General features: G+C 49.5%; 17 protein-coding genes. 10 read left to right on the top strand and 7 right to left on the bottom strand.

Annotated features, from left to right (window positions below):
- Positions 1 to 237: 237 nt before the first annotated feature.
- The 3 genes from AC4QZR_RS14665 to AC4QZR_RS14655 all read right to left on the bottom strand — a co-directional run bounded on the left by AC4QZR_RS14665 (position 238) and on the right by AC4QZR_RS14655 (position 5,359).
- A complete protein-coding gene (locus tag AC4QZR_RS14665; protein ID WP_494481653.1) occupies positions 238 to 3,507 on the bottom strand; it encodes an amidohydrolase family protein in 3,270 nt (1,089 codons plus the stop codon).
- 404 nt (positions 3,508 to 3,911) lie between these two features.
- Complete coding sequence (locus AC4QZR_RS14660; RefSeq protein ID WP_494481586.1) at positions 3,912 to 4,778, bottom strand: hypothetical protein; 867 nt, start codon at positions 4,776 to 4,778, stop codon at positions 3,912 to 3,914.
- A gap of 38 nt (positions 4,779 to 4,816) precedes the next feature.
- Entirely contained in the window at positions 4,817 to 5,359 is a 543-nt protein-coding gene (locus tag AC4QZR_RS14655) for a hypothetical protein (protein WP_494481585.1), read from the bottom strand.
- Between the two features lie 222 nt (positions 5,360 to 5,581).
- On the opposite strand from AC4QZR_RS14655, the gene AC4QZR_RS14650 reads away from it, so the two are divergent.
- The 7 genes from AC4QZR_RS14650 (at position 5,582) to AC4QZR_RS14620 (ending at position 13,226) form a co-directional block, all read left to right on the top strand.
- Positions 5,582 to 5,863: an ATP-dependent Clp protease adaptor ClpS gene (locus AC4QZR_RS14650; RefSeq protein WP_116542025.1), complete on the top strand. Its 282-nt coding sequence runs from the start codon at positions 5,582 to 5,584 to the stop codon at positions 5,861 to 5,863.
- A gap of 11 nt (positions 5,864 to 5,874) precedes the next feature.
- On the top strand, positions 5,875 to 6,483 hold the full coding sequence (recR, locus tag AC4QZR_RS14645; protein ID WP_494481584.1) for a recombination mediator RecR: 609 nt from the start codon (positions 5,875 to 5,877) through the stop codon (positions 6,481 to 6,483).
- A 159-nt stretch (positions 6,484 to 6,642) separates the two neighbouring features.
- Complete coding sequence (locus tag AC4QZR_RS14640) at positions 6,643 to 7,173, top strand: REP-associated tyrosine transposase (RefSeq protein ID WP_494481583.1); 531 nt, start codon at positions 6,643 to 6,645, stop codon at positions 7,171 to 7,173.
- A 150-nt stretch (positions 7,174 to 7,323) separates the two neighbouring features.
- A complete protein-coding gene (locus AC4QZR_RS14635; protein ID WP_494481582.1) occupies positions 7,324 to 8,532 on the top strand; it encodes a pyridoxal phosphate-dependent aminotransferase in 1,209 nt (402 codons plus the stop codon).
- The gene (locus AC4QZR_RS14630) at positions 8,532 to 9,551 is read left to right on the top strand and encodes a bifunctional heptose 7-phosphate kinase/heptose 1-phosphate adenyltransferase (protein WP_494481581.1); all 1,020 of its coding nucleotides are present in this window, start codon (positions 8,532 to 8,534) and stop codon (positions 9,549 to 9,551) included. Before AC4QZR_RS14635 ends, AC4QZR_RS14630 begins: the two co-directional genes overlap by 1 nt.
- Entirely contained in the window at positions 9,532 to 11,331 is a 1,800-nt protein-coding gene (locus AC4QZR_RS14625; protein ID WP_253402892.1) for a TrkH family potassium uptake protein, read from the top strand. The genes AC4QZR_RS14630 and AC4QZR_RS14625 overlap by 20 nt, the downstream gene beginning before the upstream one ends.
- A 95-nt stretch (positions 11,332 to 11,426) precedes the next feature.
- Positions 11,427 to 13,226, top strand: coding sequence for a TrkH family potassium uptake protein (locus AC4QZR_RS14620; RefSeq protein WP_494481580.1), 1,800 nt, complete (start codon positions 11,427 to 11,429; stop codon positions 13,224 to 13,226).
- Positions 13,227 to 13,392: 166 nt separating this feature from the next.
- Here AC4QZR_RS14620 and hemE read toward each other — a convergent pair whose 3' ends face one another.
- From hemE to AC4QZR_RS14605, 3 genes are all read right to left on the bottom strand, one after another.
- Positions 13,393 to 14,439 (bottom strand): uroporphyrinogen decarboxylase, encoded by a 1,047-nt coding sequence (gene hemE / locus AC4QZR_RS14615; protein WP_253402896.1) that lies wholly within the window; start codon positions 14,437 to 14,439, stop codon positions 13,393 to 13,395.
- A 656-nt stretch (positions 14,440 to 15,095) separates the two neighbouring features.
- Entirely contained in the window at positions 15,096 to 15,716 is a 621-nt protein-coding gene (locus tag AC4QZR_RS14610; protein WP_494481579.1) for a MarC family NAAT transporter, read from the bottom strand.
- 92 nt (positions 15,717 to 15,808) lie between these two features.
- Positions 15,809 to 16,426 (bottom strand): MarC family NAAT transporter, encoded by a 618-nt coding sequence (locus tag AC4QZR_RS14605; protein ID WP_253402900.1) that lies wholly within the window; start codon positions 16,424 to 16,426, stop codon positions 15,809 to 15,811.
- Positions 16,427 to 16,576: 150 nt separating this feature from the next.
- Between AC4QZR_RS14605 and AC4QZR_RS14600 the strand changes: the two genes are divergently transcribed.
- From AC4QZR_RS14600 to AC4QZR_RS14590, 3 genes are all read left to right on the top strand, one after another.
- Positions 16,577 to 17,707, top strand: coding sequence for a 5-(carboxyamino)imidazole ribonucleotide synthase (locus AC4QZR_RS14600; protein ID WP_494481578.1), 1,131 nt, complete (start codon positions 16,577 to 16,579; stop codon positions 17,705 to 17,707).
- 1 nt (position 17,708) lies between these two features.
- Complete coding sequence (purE, locus tag AC4QZR_RS14595; RefSeq protein WP_494481577.1) at positions 17,709 to 18,233, top strand: 5-(carboxyamino)imidazole ribonucleotide mutase; 525 nt, start codon at positions 17,709 to 17,711, stop codon at positions 18,231 to 18,233.
- 483 nt (positions 18,234 to 18,716) lie between these two features.
- Complete coding sequence (locus AC4QZR_RS14590) at positions 18,717 to 19,631, top strand: hypothetical protein (protein WP_494481576.1); 915 nt, start codon at positions 18,717 to 18,719, stop codon at positions 19,629 to 19,631.
- A gap of 5 nt (positions 19,632 to 19,636) precedes the next feature.
- Here the strand turns inward: AC4QZR_RS14590 and AC4QZR_RS14585 are convergent, their stop codons facing one another.
- Entirely contained in the window at positions 19,637 to 20,620 is a 984-nt protein-coding gene (locus AC4QZR_RS14585; protein ID WP_494481575.1) for a glycosyltransferase family 2 protein, read from the bottom strand.
- Positions 20,621 to 20,694: the final 74 nt, after the last annotated feature.

Genomic DNA, 20,694 nt, shown 5'->3' with positions numbered 1-20,694 from the left:
TCGTTTTGGGAGAGATCTGAAATATTGCCATTGCTCTCCGAGAATTCAGATCTCTCATTACTTTCGAGATGACAGTATAGATTCATTGTTCCTTAAGTTGATGGTATTGGGGAAAGGTCACCGATAGTCGTCACGAGCAAGGACGCTTGCACCATACCAAATGCCTATACCTTCAAAAACAAAACGAGCCGACTCATGTGAGTCGGCTCGTTTATTATTAACTTATACCTGAAGTTCTTAGTGGCGGCAGGTGCAATTTTCACCGGCTATACCTTCCACGCGGGTGTCGGTACCTTCGTGCCAGTCAAAAGACGAAGCGTACTTGCTGTTCTCCCACCAGAATTTGCCCGGCTTGCGCTCGTGGTTGCCAACTTCGTTCATGGTGGCGGCATCAAACAGACGGCCGTTAACCATGGTGTAGCGCACGTGCTCGGAGTTCTGAATGTTCTCCAGCGGGTTCTGGTCCAGCACGATCAGGTCGGCCAGTTTGCCGGTTTCCAGCGAGCCGATGTCTTTGCCCATGCCCAAGTACTCAGCACCGTTTAGGGTCGCGGCACGCAGCGCTTCCATGTTTGTCATGCCGCCTTGCTGCAGCATCCACAGTTCCCAATGAGCGCCGAGGCCTTGCAGCTGTCCGTGTGCACCGAGGTTCACTTTCACACCAGCGTCTGTCAGGGCCTTGCAGGCTTCTGAAGTCTTGAAGTAACCGTTCTTATACTCCTCGTCAGGTACCTGCATCACAAAGCGTGAGCGACCATCGATCACAGAGCGTGGCGTGAATTTCAGGAGTCTTTCCTTCTCCCATACCTTGGTGTTCTGGTACCAGTAGTACTCACCGCTGGTTGCGCCGTAGTTCACGATCAGGGTAGGGGTGTAACCTGTTTTAGAAGCTTTCCATACCTCTACCACGTCTTTGTAAAGCGGGGCGATCGGAATGTTATGCTCTATACCTGAGTGGCCGTCCAGGATCATGCTCATGTTGTGGAAGAAGGTCGAGCCGCCTTCCGGTACCACGGTCATGTCCAGCTCGCGGGCTGCCTGAATAATCTGCTGACGCTGCTCACGGCGTGGCTGGTTGTAGCTCTTCACAGAGAAGCCCCCGGCAGCCTGGATGCGGCGCAGGTGTGAACGGGCATCGTCGAGACTGTTGACTACTGCTTTGAAGTTGCCGTCGGCACCGTACAAAATCGTGCCGGTCGAGTAAATACGCGGACCTACCATGTGGCCGGCCTTCACGGCTTCCGACTGGCTGAACACCATCTCTGTCGTAGAAGAAGGGTCGTGGGTAGTCGTTACACCATAAGCCAAATTGGCCAGGTAAGACCACTGTTGTTTCGGGCTCATGCCGTTACGGAAAGTGCCAAGGTGCGCATGCACGTCAACTATACCTGGCATGATGGTTTTGCCGCTGGCGTCGATTACTTTAGCATCTTTCGGTACGGCTATACCTTTGCCAACTGACACAATGCGGTTGCCGTCTACTACAATAGTACCGCCTTCAATCACTTCATCGCCTTTCATCGTGATGATGCGGGCATTGGTGAAGGCTACTTTTCCTTGTGGGGCATCGGTTTTGAATTCAAGACCGATTTTTATACCTGTCGTGTCAATGGCTGGTAGTTTTTCAGGGGCACCTTCCAGGAAAGCGAAGCGGTCTTTCAGATCGTTCGAGAAATACTCATCGCCCAACACCCAGTTCACCTTCTTGCTGTCGCCTGACCAGTGCACGCTCGTGCCGGCGTCTTTGGTGAAGCGGGCCACAGGTACGGCTTTGGTCTCCGCGCTCAGTTCCATACCTGCTCCGTTAGCCGAGAAAGGCACCACATAGCCGTTGAACAACTCCACAAAAGCCAGCCACTTGTTGTCCGGGCTTGGGTAGAACTGGTCGGTGTAAGTAGAGGTATAGTGTGTACGCTCCTCTTTGCCGCTCAGGTCTACACTTTTGAAGGCATACTTGCCACCCGCGCCGCCAGTGAAGAAAATGCGGTCAGAAGTAGCATTGAACAGCGGATTGAAGCCACTTTTCTGTACCAGTGTCGGGTTTTTACCTTCGACGGTCATGTAGTAAATGCCGCGTTCGTTACCGTGGGCATAGCCCATGTGGTTGTTGCCACCATCTTTGCTATACACAATCAGCTTGCCGTTAGGCGAGAAAGACGCGTTGGTATAGAAGCCTTTCTCAGAAGTGAGTTTGGTTGGCTTGGCGTTTTTCTTGCGGATGTCCACTTTCACCAGCGCACCCAGGTTGTCATCGTCCCAGGTAGAGAAGAGAAGTGTTTTACCGTCTGGCGAGAAAGCCGGATAAAACTCAAAATCCTTACCATTGGTCACGCGCTCCGGCTTACCGTTTGGCAGTTCTCTTTTGTAGATATGGCCTGCAGCGTTGAACACGAGTAACTTACCGTCAGGCGAGGTCACGGCGTGGCGAATGGCCTTGGCCGTGAACTGGTCCGGCGAAACGCCTGCCTTGCTGAAATCGTGGCGAACAGCTTCGGCGATGTGGTGCGTGGCAGTCGCTTCAAAAGGTATATTGGTTACTTTCTGGCTGGCTACATCGATCTTATTGATCTTGCCACCTGCCCAGAATACAATGCTCTTGTTGTCGGGCGTCCATGAGAAGTATGGGTATACACCGAAAATAGCCCAGGCTTCCTGCTGGTCGTGGTTGAGCTGGTCGTAAATCGGCCACTGCTCACCTGTTTTCAGGTCGTGGATAAAAAGGACAGACTTAGTGCGCACGCGGCGCACAAAAGCCAACTGCTTGCCGTCGCGGGATATAACCGGACGAACCGAGCCACCGTTGCCGGTCACCACGTTCTCAATCTCTCCTGTGTTGCGGTCCACGCGGCGAATCACGTAGATCTGGCCGTTCGGATCTTTGTTGTACTCAAAAGTAGAGCCGCCGCTCATGTCTTCAGAGAAGTACACATACTTGCCGTCCGGCGATACTGCCGGCTCGCCAACGTCCTGCTGGTCGTTTTTGCGTTTGGTCAGCTGCACGCCGCTTCCGCCTGACCTGTGGTACATCCACATTTCGCCGGCACCCAGCGAACGGGAAGCTGTGAAGTGCTTGCGGGCAATCAGGTACTCGCCGTCTGGTGTCCAAACAGCGTTATTCAGGAGTCGGAAATTTTCTTTGGTGATCTGCTTTGCATCGGAGCCATCGCGCTTCATGACCCATATGTTGTCGCCGCCACCCGCATCGGAGGTGAAGGAAATTAACTTGCCGTCGGGGCTGAAACGGGGCTGTACTTCGTAGGCGCGGCCACTGCGGAGCAACTTCGCTTTTCCGCCCGTAATCGGCATGGTGTAGATGTCGCCAAGCATGTCGAACACGATTTCTTTGCCGTCCGGACTCACGTCGACACTCATCCAGGTGCCTTCGTCGGTTGTTACGGTGATTTCTTTTTGCGGTCCGCGGGCTTCTTCCACGTTCCATTTGTTGTCTTTTTTGTCCTGCGCCGTGGCTGTGCCCAAAGGTAAGGCAAGCGCTGCCGCCAGGAACATACTCCAATAGGTATGCTTCTTCATGACAGGGTGTAAGTCGATTAGATTAGATTCTCAAATTTAAGGATTTGAGGGGAGAAAACAGAAAAGGTTTAATCAGGATTGGCAGGATTCAGGGATTCACAGGATTGAAGGTACTGGTGGGGGAAGGTGTAAAATGAAAGATATCCTAAGAGGCCTTAACCTATACCTGTCATTCTGGGAGAATCTTGGTGGAAGGAAGATTAAGCCTCAGCTACTACATTGCTGTAAGACTTCGCTAATGTAAAATATATGGCGGTTTAACTATTTATTTATGGCTCTATACCTGAGAAAGGGATACTCGCTGGGATGTTTACATCCCTTATAGATTACATTGTGCCTTAATATCTAGAAAAACCTACTATTATTTTTAAATAAGCTTATCATAAGAGAATAAGAACTTCCTTATCCCAAGCCCATTTAACTATAATATTCTTATCCAACGCTTTTAGTTTTTCTAAAACTTCATTTGAAAATACCTCTTCATTTTTAACAACGGTTGAAGCATAAAAAGAGTGAATTTTTCTTCCATTTTGAATGTGAATTCTCGATTCAACAAGGGTGTCAATAATTTCGAAGGATTGGTGGATAACCCAGGGCGCAGGTCGTAAATGTCTATGCATATGGTGGTTTAGCCAAGCATTAACCCATTCTATTTCTAGCCAGCTAATGCCTTCTCCATACTTCACTGTTTCAAGACTTTTACTAATATCAATAAGTTTGGATAACCCTAAAGGTTTGCTATTGATAGTTGCATAGTCTATACCTAGAAACCCTCGTATTCTTTTTTCTAATGTTAATCTGATAGCATACAATGCTAGTAAATCAGTTTCATAATTGGTTTTTGAATCATCAGGTATGTCACCATTATAGAATAACGATTTAGCATGCTTATAATGAATAAATGATGGTATTGTGTTAGTGCTATGTATGCTAATAGGTGTGGTTAATTTACTGTCTAAATAAGCAATATAGGGAGCAACATCCGCAATAATTGTTCTCATTTGTTCTTTGCTAACCTTTTCTCTTTTTTCTGATAAGTGTCTAAGGTAAAAGGCCGCTGCTTTGCAATGACACCTATATAGAAGAGTAATGTCTTTTTGTTTCCATTTGAGTTTGAGTAGGTATTGACGAATAATTGATTTACTTAATTCTTTTCCACTAATATGATTTAAGTAACCTATAAGATTCTCAATTATCTCCTTGCTAGGTTCTTGAGCATAGAATTTTAATAAATCATTAGTGGTCATGTTCTTTTAGGAAAAATTGTCAATTACGGATGAATTCCCTACTCCACCTCAAACTCCCGCGGCAAATCAAAGCTCAGCGGCTTGTTGCGGCTGTGGATCTGCTGCAGGAAACTGTCGAGTTCGTCCTTATACTCCAAGTGATAGTCTTCGTGCAGGTTCTTGCGGATAAGTTGTATAGTGCGCTGCAGGAGGCGGGCAGTGGCGGTATAAAAGGCTTTGTAGTAACTGTCGAAGTGGCCGGTGAAGTTGTCGAAGATCAGGCGCAACAGGTATAGGTGCAGGTCAGTTTCCAACTTCACGTCTTTGGTAATGCGCTTGAAACGGGCAATCTCCTTGGCCGACTTGCGCAACGACTTGGTGAGGGCACGGCCCAGGTAGCGACCGGTTGTGTCCATCATCAGTTCGCGTATCTTTTCGGCGGTCTGGTCATAGGCTTCTTCCGGCGTGAGTTCGCCCAGCTCAATTGCCAGCAAATCGTACAGCTCTCCGTCGCGGCGGGCAGCTTTGATAATGATGGCTTCCTTTTCTTTATCGCTCAGCTGCTTGACAGCTTTTTTAAAACCAGTAGAGACGGTTGGCATAGGTATATGTAAGCTATACCTGTAAAGCTAGGTAAAATAGGCGTGCTGTTCAAGATGGTCGGGCCGTAAATATACCCCGAAATATCTGCCCTGATAGGAATTAACCCCGGCTCCGGATTGTTTTAACCTATACCTTTTTCAGATAGCCGGAGCTGGGGGGGGAGAGCTGTATTATAGTGCGTTCTGCTTCCGTAGCTCCATAAAAATTCGTAATTTTGCACTATGAATATTGAGACTCAAATTTTACATCAGGATGAAGTGGCGCTGCTCGAAGAGAGCACCGATCTTCGCAACCTGATTGTTTATAACGACGACGTGAATACGTTTGACCATGTGATCGCAACGCTTATTAAGGTATGCGGCCACTCAGCGGAACAGGCGGAGCAATGCACGCTGCTGATCCATTACAAAGGCAAGTGCACCGTAAAGGTGGGGTCTTACGAAGAGCTGGCAGGTATGTGCACTGCCCTGCACGACAAAGATCTTTCAGCCAATATCGAGTAGCGGGAGGTTGAATGGAATTTCCGTCTAAACTGATTGAAAACGCTGTTGAGGAGCTGGCGAAGCTCCCGGGCGTAGGTCGCAAGACTGCCCTGCGGTTGGCGCTGCACATGCTCAAAGAGGAATCTGAAGAGACTTTTCTGCTGTCCGAGGCGCTCGTAAAAATGCGCACCGAGGTGAAGCATTGCAAAGAGTGTCATAACATTTCGGACACTGAGGTATGTGGTATCTGCCTCAACCCGCTGCGCGACCGCAGCCTGCTGTGCGTAGTAAGCGACATCCGCGATGTAATTGCCATCGAGAATACCTCGCAATTCAAAGGCCTGTACCATGTTTTGGGAGGCGTGATTTCACCGATCGAAGGCGTAGGCCCGTCGGACCTGCATATCGACTCGCTGCTGGAGCGTCTGCCGAACTCCGAAGTAAAAGAGATATTGCTGGCCATCAGCCCGACCATGGAAGGCGACACCACTGCTTTTTACCTGACCCGCAAGCTACGCGACCACAACGTGCGCATCACGACCATCGCCCGTGGTGTGCCAGTAGGAGGGGAGTTGGAATATACAGATGAAATTACCCTGGGACGCAGCATTGTAGAGCGTACTTCTTACGGGAAAAATTAAAATTATCTTTTGAAAGCTGAGAAAGGACACGCGAATCGCGTGTCCTTTTTTGGTTTTGGTAGGTAGGGTATGGCGCGAGCGTCCACGCTCGTGTCTACTATAGTGGGGCCTCTGGCCCCTTTATAATCATCTGCGTACTATTTCTCAAACTTTAAACTTATGTCTGAGAAGTATAAAATCTACAGAGGAGGCCTGTTCTTCGTCACCCTCACTGTGGTCGGCTGGATAGATGTATTCACCAGAAGAGAATACGCTGATGAAGTGGTACAGAACCTGAACTATTGCCGCAAAAACAAAGGGCTAGAGGTATACAGTTATTGCCTGATGCCCAGTCACCTGCACATGGTTTGCTCAGTAGAAGATGGCAACTTGAGCAGTGTACTTCGAGACTTTAAGAGTTATACGGCCAAAAGAATCATTGCTCAGATTGAAAACAATCCAACCGAGAGCAGAAAAGAATGGCTGCTTTACCTGTTTCGCTTCTTCAGGCAGCACAATACGCACAACAAAGAATATCAATTCTGGCAACAGCACAACCATCCCATTGACCTGACGGATACGACCATGCTTCAACAGAAAATCAATTACATTGAGCAGAATCCGGTGGTGGCTGGCTTGGTGACCGATGCAGCTTACTATACTTTCAGCAGTGCAAACCCAGGTAGTGGTGTGATGCTGGCAGAAGTGTAAAAGAGGCAAAGGGGCCAGAGGCCCCACTAAAGTAGACACGAGCGTCCGCGCTCACGCCATGTAATGCTATCAAGCCATACCATATTCAATCCCCATTTCACTGGTTTTCTCTTGCATTATATTAACTTTGGAGCTTATCTCAGAAGAAGCATGCAAAACACAGCATCACACATACTTTCAGACAGAATCATGGCGCTGTCGGAGTCGCAGACTATCGCGATGGCCAAAAAAGGTCGTGAACTGGCCGCACAGGGATTTGATATCATCAACCTGAGCTTTGGAGAGCCGGATTTTCAAACGCCGCAGTACATCAAAGACGCTGCGAAAGAGGCGATCGATGAGGGCTTTACTTTCTATACCCCGGTACCGGGCTTTCCGGCGCTGCGTCAGGCGATCGCCGATAAATTTAAGCGCGACAATAACCTGGACTATGGTCCGGAGAACATCGTGGTATCGACAGGGGCCAAGCAGTCCATTGCCAATGCGGTAATGTGTCTGGTGAATCCGGGGGACGAGGTGATTGTTTTCTCTCCTTACTGGGTGTCCTATGAAGAGATCGTGAAGTTGGCCGAAGGTATACAAGTGCCGCTGCAGGGGCGTCTGGAAAATGACTTTAAAGTGACGCCGGAGCAACTCGAAAGCGCCATTACCTCCAATACTAAGCTAGTGATGTATTCTTCGCCCTGCAACCCGACGGGTTCTGTGTTCGACGAGCAGGAGCTGCTGGCGCTGGCCAAAGTGCTGGAGAAACATCCGCAGGTATACGTCATCGCCGACGAGATCTACGAGTACATCAACTTCGGTGAAAAACATGCCAGCATGGCCGGCTTTGACTTTATCAAAGACCGCGTGATCACGGTGAATGGTTTCTCGAAAGGGTACGCCATGACGGGCTGGCGCGTGGGTTATATTGCCGCACACAAAGACATCGCCATTGCCTGCGAAAAAATGCAGAGCCAGATCACGTCCGGCACCTGCTCCATCGCCCAGAAGGCGGCCCATGCAGCCCTGTTGGGAGGAAATGAATCGGCTTTGGAGATGCGTGACGCTTACCTTCGTCGCCGTGACCTCGTACTGGACATCATGCAAGGTATACCGGGCTTTAAGACAAACGTGCCGACCGGCGCTTTTTATATTTTCCCGGATGTGAGTTATTATTTCGGCAAGAGCTACAACGGCAACATCATCAGCAGTGCCCTCGACCTGAGCCTATACCTGCTCACCGATGCACATGTGGCCCTGGTGAGTGGCGAGGCCTTCGGTGCGCCGCAGTGTATCCGTTTCTCGTACGCCACATCCGACGATAAATTAATCGAGGCGCTCCGCCGCATCAAGGAGAGCCTCGCCAAATTGCAATAATGAATCAGCATACCAATTTAGAAGATATATTCAGTGCCTTTGACAGCCTGACCGTGCTTATTGTGGGCGACGTGATGATCGACTCATACCTGTGGGGCAAGTCGACACGCATTTCACCGGAAGCCCCGGTGCCGATTGTGAATGTAGTGAAGCGCGAGAAGCGACTGGGCGGAGCAGCCAACGTGGCCCTGAACGTGCAGGCCATGGGCGCAACGCCGCTGCTTTGCTCCGTAATTGGCGATGACCCGGATGGTGGAGATTTCCTGCGCCTGATGGAGGAACGCAATCTTTCTACAGAAGGCATCGTACAAAGCCCCGAGCGCGTGACCACCATCAAGCACCGCATAATAGCTGGTGGTCAGCAACTACTGCGCGTGGACGCCGAGATCGAGCACAACCTGGCCGACTACGAGGAGCGCCACCTGGAGGAGCATTACCTGAAACTACTCGAACGGGCTGATGTGATCATTTTTGAAGATTATGATAAAGGGGTGTTCTCTGAGCAAAACATTACCCGGTTTATTCAGCTAGCTAACGAGCGCGGTATACCGAGTGTGGTGGACCCCAAAAAGAAGAACTTTTTGAGCTACAAGGGCTGCACACTATTCAAACCAAACCTGAAAGAACTCAAAGAAGGTCTGAAAGTTGACTTTGCCGACGAGAACCTGCCCGCTTTTGAAGAGGCTGTAGCACAGCTGCAGAAACGACTGGAGACGAAGCAGGTGTTGGTTACACTCTCAGAGCGTGGTGTGTTTGTGGCCAATGGCGAAGAGAAGACTTATATACCTGCGCACCGTCGCGCAATTTCCGATGTGTCCGGTGCCGGCGATACGGTAATCAGCATATCGGCGCTGTGTATGGCGCTGAAGACTTCGCTCCCTTTTATGGCCGGCCTGAGCAACCTGGGCGGTGGCCTGGTGTGCGAGCAGGTAGGCGTGGTGCCTGTCGACAGAAACCGCTTGTTCCAGGAAGCAAAAGTGAACAGGCTGTACGAAACCCATGAACACCGAACGGCTTAACAGGCTCTTATACGGCAGTAAACTGTGGGCATACATGCTGATGCGCCGCACAACCTATGTGCTCACTATCGTGGCCATAGGTTTGTTGCTGTATGCACACGGTGTTGTAACAGACCCCGGAACTCTACAACTTATCTACTACGCCATCGACGCCATTCTTGGCGTCTTTGTCCTGATATACCTGTTGCGGATTCTGTATGGCTTTGAGCGGTTAAAATTCCTGCAGCGGACCTGGTTCGAGGGTACGTTGATGGGCCTCATTCTGATCAACCATGTAGGTACCTACCTGTTCAACTTCCCTGTCATTTACAATATTTTTGAGGGGCTGGGCATGCCGCTTTCTGTGGAGGTATACCGTATCCTGGTGTCGCTCTACATGCTTATGCTGTTGATCGTGGAGCTGCTCGAGACCCGGGTGCACCTGAAGACCCTGCAGGTAAAACCGGCTGTTATATTCCTGATGAGCTTTCTTTCGCTCATCGCCATTGGCACCGCCATGTTCATGTTCCCCAAAATGACCAATGACCCGGATGGCATGCGCTTCATTGATGCACTTTTTATGGCCACCAGTGCCTCGTGCATCACCGGGCTGGCAGTAGTGGATCCGGGTACATACTTTACCCTTGCAGGGCAGGTAGTGCTGTTGGGGCTGGTGCAGTTGGGCGGTTTGGGCGTGATGACCTTTGCTACCTTCTTTGCAACGCTCATGCGACAAGGTATAGGTATAAAGCAACACGTGGCCATGTTCGAGATTATGGAAAGCGAGTCCATCTCGTTCACAAAAGGGCTGCTCCGCAAACTGATCATGATGACGCTTTCGATTGAGGCATTCGGGGCTGTGATCATCTTTGCAACGTGGAGCAATGAAGTAGAGTTTGTAGGACTGGGGAGTAAAATTTTCTTTTCGGTGTTCCATGCGGTGTCAGCCTTTTGTAATGCGGGCCTCTCTTTGTTCCCGGAAGGCCTCTACAGCAATCCGCTGCAAAACGCTTATGTCATGCACCTGACCATCGCGGCAATGGTTATCCTGGGCGGCATCGGTTTCCCGACTATGCTGGATGTGTTTTCCCCGGATGCCATGCGTACCCGAATGGCAATGCCCTGGCGCAACTGGAAAATGATGACACGCGTGACTGTGTATACCTCGGCTGCTCTCCTGGCCTTTGGTACCATTACCTTTTTCCTGTTGGAGTACTTCAACACCTTGTCTCACCTGAACTTTGCAGAGGCGCTTATCACGTCCTTTTTTCAGTCTGCCACCACCCGCTCGTCCGGGTTCCACACGGTGGATGTGTCAGCCATTTCGGTGCCGGCCCTGCTGATCATGATGATGCTGATGTTCATCGGGGCCTCGCCGGGCTCGATGGGCGGCGGTATCAAGACGACTACCTTTATGGTGATCATCCTCTCTGTGTGGACAACGATTGTAGGCAAGCGTAACATCGAGATCGGTAAAAGAACCATCCCGCATTCGGTTTCTTACAAGGCTTTTGCGGTGTTCACGTTCGCGGTGGTCTTCAACATCCTGTTTTTGATCATCCTCTCCATTTCGGACTCGCAATTTGATATTCTTCGCCTGGCTTTTGAGCAGGTCTCGGCCTTTGGCACAGTGGGCCTTAGCACCGGTATAACGGCCGGGCTTTCAGACATAGGCAAGATGGTTATCATTATGTCGATGTACATTGGCCGGGTAGGTACCCTGACGTTGGCGCTCGCTATCAGCACACGGGTTCCTTCTACGGCCTACAAATACCCGGATACTCACCTTTCGATCGGATAAGGTATAGCTAGTACGTATAAGACAGCAGATATGGGAATTGAAAATCCTACGCAAACGACAGGAGTAGTGGATACTACTGAAGTGCATAAAGCTATATGAGTACAGAAAGACTCAACAGAGCGTTATACGGCAGCAAACTGAGGGTATACGCCATCATGCGCCGGACGACTTACCTGCTCACGCTGATATCGGTGGGCCTGCTGGTTTACGCACATGGTATGGTGGAGGACCCGGATACCGTACAAAAAGTATTTTATGCCATAGACGGGATTTTTGCAGTTTTTGTAACCATTTACCTGCTCCGGATATTGTATGCCTTTGAACGCGTGAGGTTTCTGAGGCGCACTTGGTTTGAAGGCACCCTGATGGCGATCATTTTCATCAATTTGGTGGGCACTTATTTGCTGCAATTGCCCATTATTTACAACCTGTTTGATAGCGTTGATATAAAGGTTTCGGTGGAGCTGTACAGGGTGGCGGTGTCAGTATACATGCTGGTGCTGCTTCTGATTGAGCTACTGGAAACCCGGGTCTACTTCAAGGTCCTGCAGTTTAAGCCGACGGTTGTCTTCCTGCTGAGCTTCGTGTTCCTGATCTTATTGGGTTCCGGACTCCTGATGATGCCGAACATGATTACCTCGCCGGGCAGTATGCGCTACATCGATGCCCTTTTTATGGCTACCACAACCTCCTGTGTAACAGGTCTGGTGGTGGTGGACCCGGGCACGTACTTCACGTTTTCAGGGCAAGTGGTACTGCTCATGTTGATACAGCTGGGAGGATTGGGCATTCTGACCTTCGCCACATTCTTCGTTTCGCTTATGCGGCAGGGGATGGGCATCAAACAACACCTGGCCATGTACGAGATCCTGGAAAGTGATTCGATCTTCTCCACCCAACACCTGTTGCGCAAGCTGGTGTTGATGACTTTTACGATCGAAGCGGTCGGGGCGCTGATTATCTTTACGACCTGGGACAAAAACCTGGAATTCGTCAGCCTAGGCAGTAAAATATTTTACTCCGTTTTTCACTCGGTTTCGGCTTTTTGTAATGCGGGCATCTCCCTATACCCGGAGGGGTTGTATACAGCGGCAGTACGCAATTCGTACGCGTTACATCTTGTCATCGCGGTGCTGATTATTCTGGGCGGTATCGGTTTTCCGACTATGATTGATGTACTATCTCCTCAGTCGATCCGCGCCCGTATGAGGGCCCCGTGGAAAAACTGGAGACTGCTCACCCGCATCAGCATTTATACTTCTATCGGTTTGATTGCCCTGGGCACCGTGGGTTTTTTCCTGTTGGAGTACTTCAACACGCTGGCGCACCTGAACTTTGGGGAAGCCGTTATCACATCCTTTTTTCAGTCTGTCACCACCCGCACGGCCGGCTACAACACCGTGGATATTTCGGCTCTATCGGTGCCAACCCTGCTGATGTTCATCTTTCTCATGTTTATTGGGGCTTCTCCTGGTTCCACGGGCGGGGGTATCAAGACGACCACATTCCTCATCATTTTGCTTACTGTGTGGACTACCATCCGGGGTAAGCGCTACGTGGAGATTGGCAAGAGAACGATTCCGCATGCTGTATCCTACAAAGCCTTTTCAGTGTTTGTCTTTGCCGCCATACTCAACCTCCTGTTCCTGTTTATCCTTACCATCACTGATTCTCAGTTTGACGTGATGCGGCTCGCCGTTGAGCAGGTATCGGCTTTTGCTACAGTAGGGCTGAGCACAGGTATAACGGCCGGCATGTCGGACGCCGGAAAAGGGGTGTTGATTCTCTCCATGTTCATCGGGCGGGTAGGTACGCTTACCCTTGCTGTTGCGCTCAGTACCCGCACCACCACAACCGCTTACAAATTCCCGGAAACGCATGTGCCAGTTGGGTAAGAGGGTTTGGGTGTTGGCGAGTAGATGTGAATTTGAAAGTTTGGAGTAAAGCGTTTGGGGGTATATTCCGGCATTTATATTCCCGGCCCTTAACAACAGCGAAGGCCCGCCAAATAGGCGGGCCTTCGCTGTTGTGTATGAAAAGGTCAATTCTAATCTCTTAACTCTAAAACTCTCCAACTCCTAAACTTCCAAACTCCTTCACCGTCTGAATAAAGCATTTTACCTTCTCAGGATCAGTGTCTGGGTATACGCCGTGGCCGAGGTTGGCAATGTGACGCTGTGGTCCAAACTCCTTCAGCATTTTGATAGTTTCGTCCTGGATAGTCTCGAATGAGCTGTAAAGCAAGCAAGGGTCCATGTTGCCTTGCAGCGTTTTGTTCGGACCAACCTGTGCTCTGGATGTTTTGATATCCATATTCCAGTCGAGGCCGATGGTTTCGCAGTTTAGTTTGCTGAAATCCTCCAGTGCAAAGAAGGCACCCTTGGCAAAAACCGTTACCGGCACATCGTTTATGGCGTTGCAAATTTCGGTGATGTAAGGCAGCGAAAACTCACGGTAGTGCGTCGGAGGCAGGATTCCCGCCCAGGAGTCGAACACCTGAATCAGGTTAGCGCCTGCCTCTACCTGTGCTTTCAGGTAGGCAATGGTGGTATCAGTGATCATGCGCAGCATTTGGTGCGCCAGTTTCGGGTTGGTATAGAGCAAACCGCGTGCATGCGAGAACGTCTTGGAACCGCTGCCTTCTACCATGTACGCCAGGATCGTCCATGGCGCGCCGGCAAAACCGATAAGCGGCACGCGTCCGTTCAGGGCTCTTTTGGTCACTTTAATGGCTTCCAGCACATAACCCAGGTGCTCGTGCGGGTCGGCTACGCGCAAACGGGCCAGGTCAGCCTCGGTGCGGATGGTTTTGGGGAACCACGGACCGCGCTTCTCCACCATTTCGTAGGTACAGCCCATTGCCTCCGGCACCACCAGGATGTCAGAGAAGATGATGGCAGCGTCCACGTCCAGAATATCCACAGGTTGGATGGTCACTTCAGCGGCCAGATCCGGTGTTTCCACCAGTTCCTTAAATCCGCTCAGGCTTTCGCGTACGGCTCTGTATTCAGGTAAGATGCGGCCGGCCTGGCGCATCAGCCACACCGGAGTACGTTCTACGGTCTCTCCTTTAGCGGCTCTTATAAGCAGGTCATTCTTCAATTGCATGGCACAAAGATACGTTAAAATTGCTGACTGTCGGAAGATGATTGTTATCATCAAAAGGACATGAACTATACCTGACTGTTAAAAACATTTTACTCTTGCTTGTAGACGAATGTTAGGTTTTGTTTTCGCCTGTCCGCTAGGGTTTGCAGGTATAGCGGTGGTGGTGTGAGTGTCCTCCACTATTGACTAAAATGGTAGTGCCTCTGGCCTAGGTATAGCATACCGCAAGTTTAGTAATAGCGGAAATGTGGTTGTGCATGGGGGCCGGTTTGTAACTGTCGAAGCTGGGGCTGTTGCAGGTATAGCAAGTTGTGTTGTTTTATAGCTTCGCCTGTGCGGCGGGCACCAACTTTTTTTCTTGACACTAATCGAGGGCCCCTTCCCCCAAAGTAAGCAAAAAAGTCAAGACTCCCCAAACTCGCTGAACGCTCAAACAGTGGGTAGTCATTTGGTGCACATGGCACAGTGTTTTGTTTTGTCGTTTGCGTGCAAGTTACTCTTGCTATACCTGCCAGTGGTGCGTGCTAAGAGGCTTATACCTGACACAGGTAATGACAGAAGTTACCCTTTGAAGGGGGCAGGGGGATAACAATCGTGCACAACTCCTTCCCCTATTATGGGGGTAGGGGCCCTCTTTAAATCAAGAAGATACTGAGTCAAACAAAAAACAGCCCCTGTATACCTGTTACAATAAAATTGACCCCAATCGACAATACTATAAAACCCATTATCCTCGATAATGCTGAGAGTCCCGCCTTGCCCATAAACTGCAGCAACTGGTGGGAGAAGATAAGGATGAGATAGGCGACTACGGCCAGCGCAACAATAGCTGTTACCACCAAGCCTAAATCCGTAACATGTAGCGCATCAGAGTATAGACTAATACTCACGGCGATAGCTCCCGGACCCGACAACATGGGCATGGCGAGCGGTGCAAAGGAAATATCTTCTTTCTGCATACTCTCTTTCATCACGCCTTTCGACACTTTTTTGCCTCGGTGTGCCTTGCTGGAAAGCAGTTCGAAGCCTGCTTTCATAATCATCAGTCCGCCCGCAATGCGGATGTCGTGCAACCGGATACCAAAAAAGTTGAGTACGTACTGCCCGGCTAGAAAAAAAACGGCCAATATTAGGGCCATGTAAATACAGGCCCGCAAGGCCTGTTGGTTGCGATTTGAAGGGGTGTCGTCCTGGGTGAGCGTTAAAAAGACGGGCATCGCCCCGAAGGGATTCACTACACTAAACAGGGCCGAGAAAGTGGCCAGCATCATTTCCATAGCTTGGTCAGGCGTTATTCTGATGCAAAGCTAGGGAGGTGAAATTACGCCTGCGTTACCGTCGCGTTGTATGATTGTTAAGTGTGTTGTGACTACGACAAAAACAGCGCGTAAATAGCTGACACGATGAAATTCACACCAATCGACAGCACAATAAAACCCATGATGCGCGAGAGCGCAGAGAGACCTGCCTTGCCCATGAAACGCGTGAGTTGTGTTGAGAAGCGAAGGATCACGTAGCTGATTGCAGCGAGCAGGATGATGCCGATAAGAATCAAAGTCATATCCAGGAAAGAAAGCGAAGTAGTAAACAGACCGATGCTCACTGCAATGGCTCCTGGACCCGACAACATGGGCATGGCCAGCGGCGTGAAGGAGATATCTTCTTTTTGCTGTGCTTCTTCCACTACATCCGGCGACACTTTTTTAGTACTGCCACCTGGGGTAAGCAGGTCAAATCCTGCCTTCATAATCATGAGTCCGCCAGCGATGCGCAGGTCGTGGATGCGGATACCAAAGAAGTTGAGCACGTACTGCCCGGCCAGAAAAAAGACCGCCAAAATGCCCACCATGAAGAGACAAGCCTTGAGTGCCTGTTGGTTACGTTGTTCAGTTGTGTCGTTCTGAGTAAGAGTCAGGAAGACCGGCATGGCCCCGAAAGGGTTCACAACGGAGAAGAGGGCAGAAAGCGTAGCAAGAATAATTTCCATGAATGCGATAAACGTATAGCCAACAATATAGTTTTTAATCAATATAAAAACAAGGAAGCGCTGGCGGCAGGTATAGAAATTCTCTAGGGGGCAGGCCGATTAAAACATAATCATTAATTTTGGGTAGAAAATACCCTAAGCAACGATACTATGAAAGGAGAAGTAAAGCTCGGGATACTGGGCGGCGGACAACTGGGCCGCATGCTGATTCAGGCCGGGCTCGATTTTAATATCTATACCCTGGTGCTCGACCCGGACGAAAACGCGCCCTGCAAAGACGTGTGCCACGAGTTCTTTGTGGGCAGCTTCCGCGACTTCGACACCGTGTACGAGTTTGGCAAGAACTGCGACATCCTCACCATCGAGATAGAGCACGTGAACGCCGATGCCCTTGAGAAACTGGAGCAGGAAGGCGTGAAGGTATACCCGGATGCTAAAACCGTGCGCACCATCCAGGACAAAGGACTTCAGAAAGAATTTTACAAGCAACATGCTATACCTACCGCCGATTTCAGAATCCTGAAAGACGCCGAGGAATTAAAATCCAATACAGATTTTCTGCCCGCTTTCCAGAAGCTGCGTCGCGAAGGCTATGATGGCCGTGGCGTAACCCGCCTGCAGAGCGAGGCCGATCTGGGCAAGGGGTTTACAGAACCGTCGGTGCTGGAGAAGCTGGTGGATTTTGAGAAGGAGATCTCTGTAATCGTAGCCCGCAATGCAAGCGGACAGGTAACAGCCTTCCCGGTAGTGGAGCTTAGCTTCCATCCTGAGCACAACCTCGTGGACTCGCTTTTCGCGCCTGCCAACTTACCTTACAAACTCCAGCGCCTGGCCATCGAGATCGCTACCCGCGTGATCGAGTCGTTTGACATGGTGGGTATTCTGGCCGTGGAGATGTTCCTGACCAAGGACGGGCAAATACTCGTGAATGAAGTGGCACCGCGTCCGCACAACAGTGGTCACCATACCATCAAAGCCAACTATACCTCGCAGTACGAGCAGCACCTGCGTGCCATCCTGAACCTGCCACTCGGCAGCACCAATATCCAGAGTGCAGCCGTGATGCTCAACCTGTTGGGTGAGTCGGGCTATGAGGGCGAGGCGAAGTACGAAGGTCTGCAGGAAGCGCTGGCCGTGCCAGGCGTCTACATCCATCTGTATGGCAAGAAGTATACCCGTGCCGCCCGCAAAATGGGCCACATCACCGTGCTGGGCACTGATTTGGAAGAGGCTCAGCAGCGGGCAGAATCTATTAAAAACGTAATCAAAGTAATCGCATAATATGGCTAATGAAACAACAACGCAGTCGCTGGTAGGCATCATCATGGGCAGCCAGTCTGACATGAAAGTGATGGAAGCGGCAGCTGAGATACTGGAAAACCTAGGCGTGCCTTTCGAGATCACGATCGTGTCGGCGCACCGTACCCCGCACCGCATGTTTGAATACGCAGAGCAGGCCCGCAAAAAAGGCTTGAAGGTGATCATCGCCGGAGCAGGCGGAGCAGCTCATCTACCCGGTATGGTGGCCTCGATCACGACATTGCCGGTTATCGGCGTGCCAGTTAAATCAAGTAACTCCATCGACGGCTGGGACTCTGTACTGTCGATCCTGCAAATGCCGGGCGGCGTGCCGGTGGCCACTGTGGCACTCGACGGCGCCCTGAATGCAGGTATACTGGCTGCTCAGATTATCGGTGCTTCCAACGCCGCCGTGGCAGATAAGCTGGAGAAGTATAAGGTTGGTCTGAAGGATAAAGTAATGCGCTCGGTAGAAGAATTACGTCGCGGTGACCGTGATCTTGATTAGGACAACCGACACCTCTAAAAATAAAAAGACGCACATGATCATGTGCGTCTTTTTATTTTTAGAGGTGTATCTGATTCAGGTTGGGAAGAGTAATGTAAGATAACTTATTATACGTGAGTTTGTTAAGAATTTGCTTTAAGAAACATAGGCTGTATAGAACTTGATATCAGCTTTCGAAAAGGAATGTCCAAGTTCGACCAGACCCCCAATAACCAACTTAAAGAAATACCTGTGTATGCCTAATCTAGTAGAATAGAAGCTTTGAAGTACCTTTAAATAAATAATATAATGTTTTCACCCTTTAATTTAATTGATTCGCCAAGTATATGCATTGACAACCGAGTTATAGATTTATAAAGACGTAAAAGTTAGGAAATTATACCTAGCCGTACGTTGAAGAAAAGTGTAGTAGCATCCGCCAGCGTCTCCGAACCAGTTAGAGCATCCGAACCAGGTTCTTTACTTGTTTTCTTTAAGCGAGTCATGCACCGCTTGAAGGGTTCCTTCAGTTATGGTACCCCAGAATTTTTTACCGGGGCAAACACGTATGCTCGTTTGCTGCAATCCAGGTATGCAATAAAAGATTACGTCACCAAGCCCAAGTACAAGTCGATAGAATACAGACAGGAATTCCAGCAGGAATTGACTTTTGTTTTGCCCTTTGCCTACTGGCATTTCTTAAATGGGACTTTAGCCAATACCGTGTCCTCTAAATACACCAGGGAGCTCTATTTTTTTAGCAAGAACCACGAAGAGCGGTACGACAAGCGGATTTGGCGATTGCCGCAAGAGAGTTTTGAGATACCGAATATGTACCATTGCCAGGATGTACATTTCGATAAATGGGCACAGGTTCCGCTGAAGAAGCACTACACCAACGCCCTGTTTGCCTATGAGAAACCGCTCCTCATTATTGCCAATAAGTATAACAATGAGTGGGGGCAGGGGCCGATTAACTTTTTTGGTATCGATACACTGGACCGGATTCTAAGTAAGTACAGACACAAGTACCAGATCGTATACAATCGTCCCGGTGCGAACTACATCGTAATGGACAACAGCGATATCTATGAACTGAACGAAGCGGAGCACATCAGGGAAAACTTTCCGGACGTGTTGCTGGCAGAAGACCTATACCTGAAGTACAGTGAGCAGGTGAATAATTACAATCACTTTCAGCTGATGCTGTACGCTAATTGTGAGCGCTTCTTGTCCGTACATGGAGGGACTGCTGCCTTGGCGAGTTATTTCGGCGGAAAGAACATCATTCTTTCGAAGCGCGGGCATGAGCACAGGTATAACGAATTTCATACTATCTTCCCTGCTTTGTCAGGTGCAGAAATTTACCACGCAAGGGACAATAGTGATGTGCTGGAATTACTGGAGAGGCATTATTAAGTAAACTAAGGCCTGTTCAAGGCCATTTTAGCTATGATTTTAGCAGCTTTGAGACAAATTGTGGTATCCATGTACATCTTAAATACCTGCCTGAGATTAGCCAGAACGTAGTTTTTGTTTTTATGCTGTTTCCATAAAACATTTGCTATTCCAAGACCATAGTGTGCAAAATTCTTCTGTGCTCTTTTAAGAACTTGCTGGCGATGCTCTGGTGGCAGGTGCTGCTGAATCAGTTGAAAAACATAGGCCGTATCTGCCAGATATTCCCCGGTTAAGAACTTTGCCCCTGAAATAGAATTGGTATGTTTCCGGTACTCCGCCAGGATCGCTGAGGTGTAGGCAACAGGGTAGTGCCTGGCTATACGTGCCCACATTTCCCAGTCTTCGCCGTAAGTGACTGCATAAAAAGAGCCGAGTTGTTCATAAACTTCCCGCTTTACTGTAATCGTAGCATACTGCACATGCTGCCTTTCAGCGATGTGTAACAGGAAGTTTTCAAACAAGCCACTTTTCTCAACATCATTAGTTATTCTCGGCTTTAAGACATTATTTGCTTCATCAATGTGGTGGTACCGGCAAAAGGCAGCCCCGGCGCCAGGGTATGCTTCAAATAGATTCTGAATTGCAGAGTAATAGCCAATCTTTACCCGATCATCACCGTGGAGGATGTGTACTAAATGGCCTTGCGCCCTGTTGATACAGGTTTCAAAGTTGCGCAGACTACCCACGTTCTGTTGCTGTCTGTAATACCCGATTCTGCCTTTTCCGATTGCCATCACAAGCTGCTCTACGTCAGCGTCCTTGCTGGCGTCATCCACCACCTCTATTTGCATTTCTTCCTGGGGAATGTTTTGTGCCAATACGCTCTCCAATGTGTGTGGCAGGAACTTAGCGCAGTTGTATACAGGTATCATAACGGACCAAAGAGGTCGCTTAGCTGAGGATGTCAGCGGTTTTATGACGGGGGGCGAGGAGGGAATGCGTTCCATAGCTGGTAATAAGTCTAAGGTTTTCCTTCGGATTTACTTTTTGTTTAGTTAATATTTTTCTCAAAATGGCCTTT

The organism is Pontibacter sp. YIM B11418 (assembly GCF_059278805.1).
Note: the sequence above shows the minus strand (reverse complement) of the source record. Positions and strands in the feature narration are given on the sequence as shown.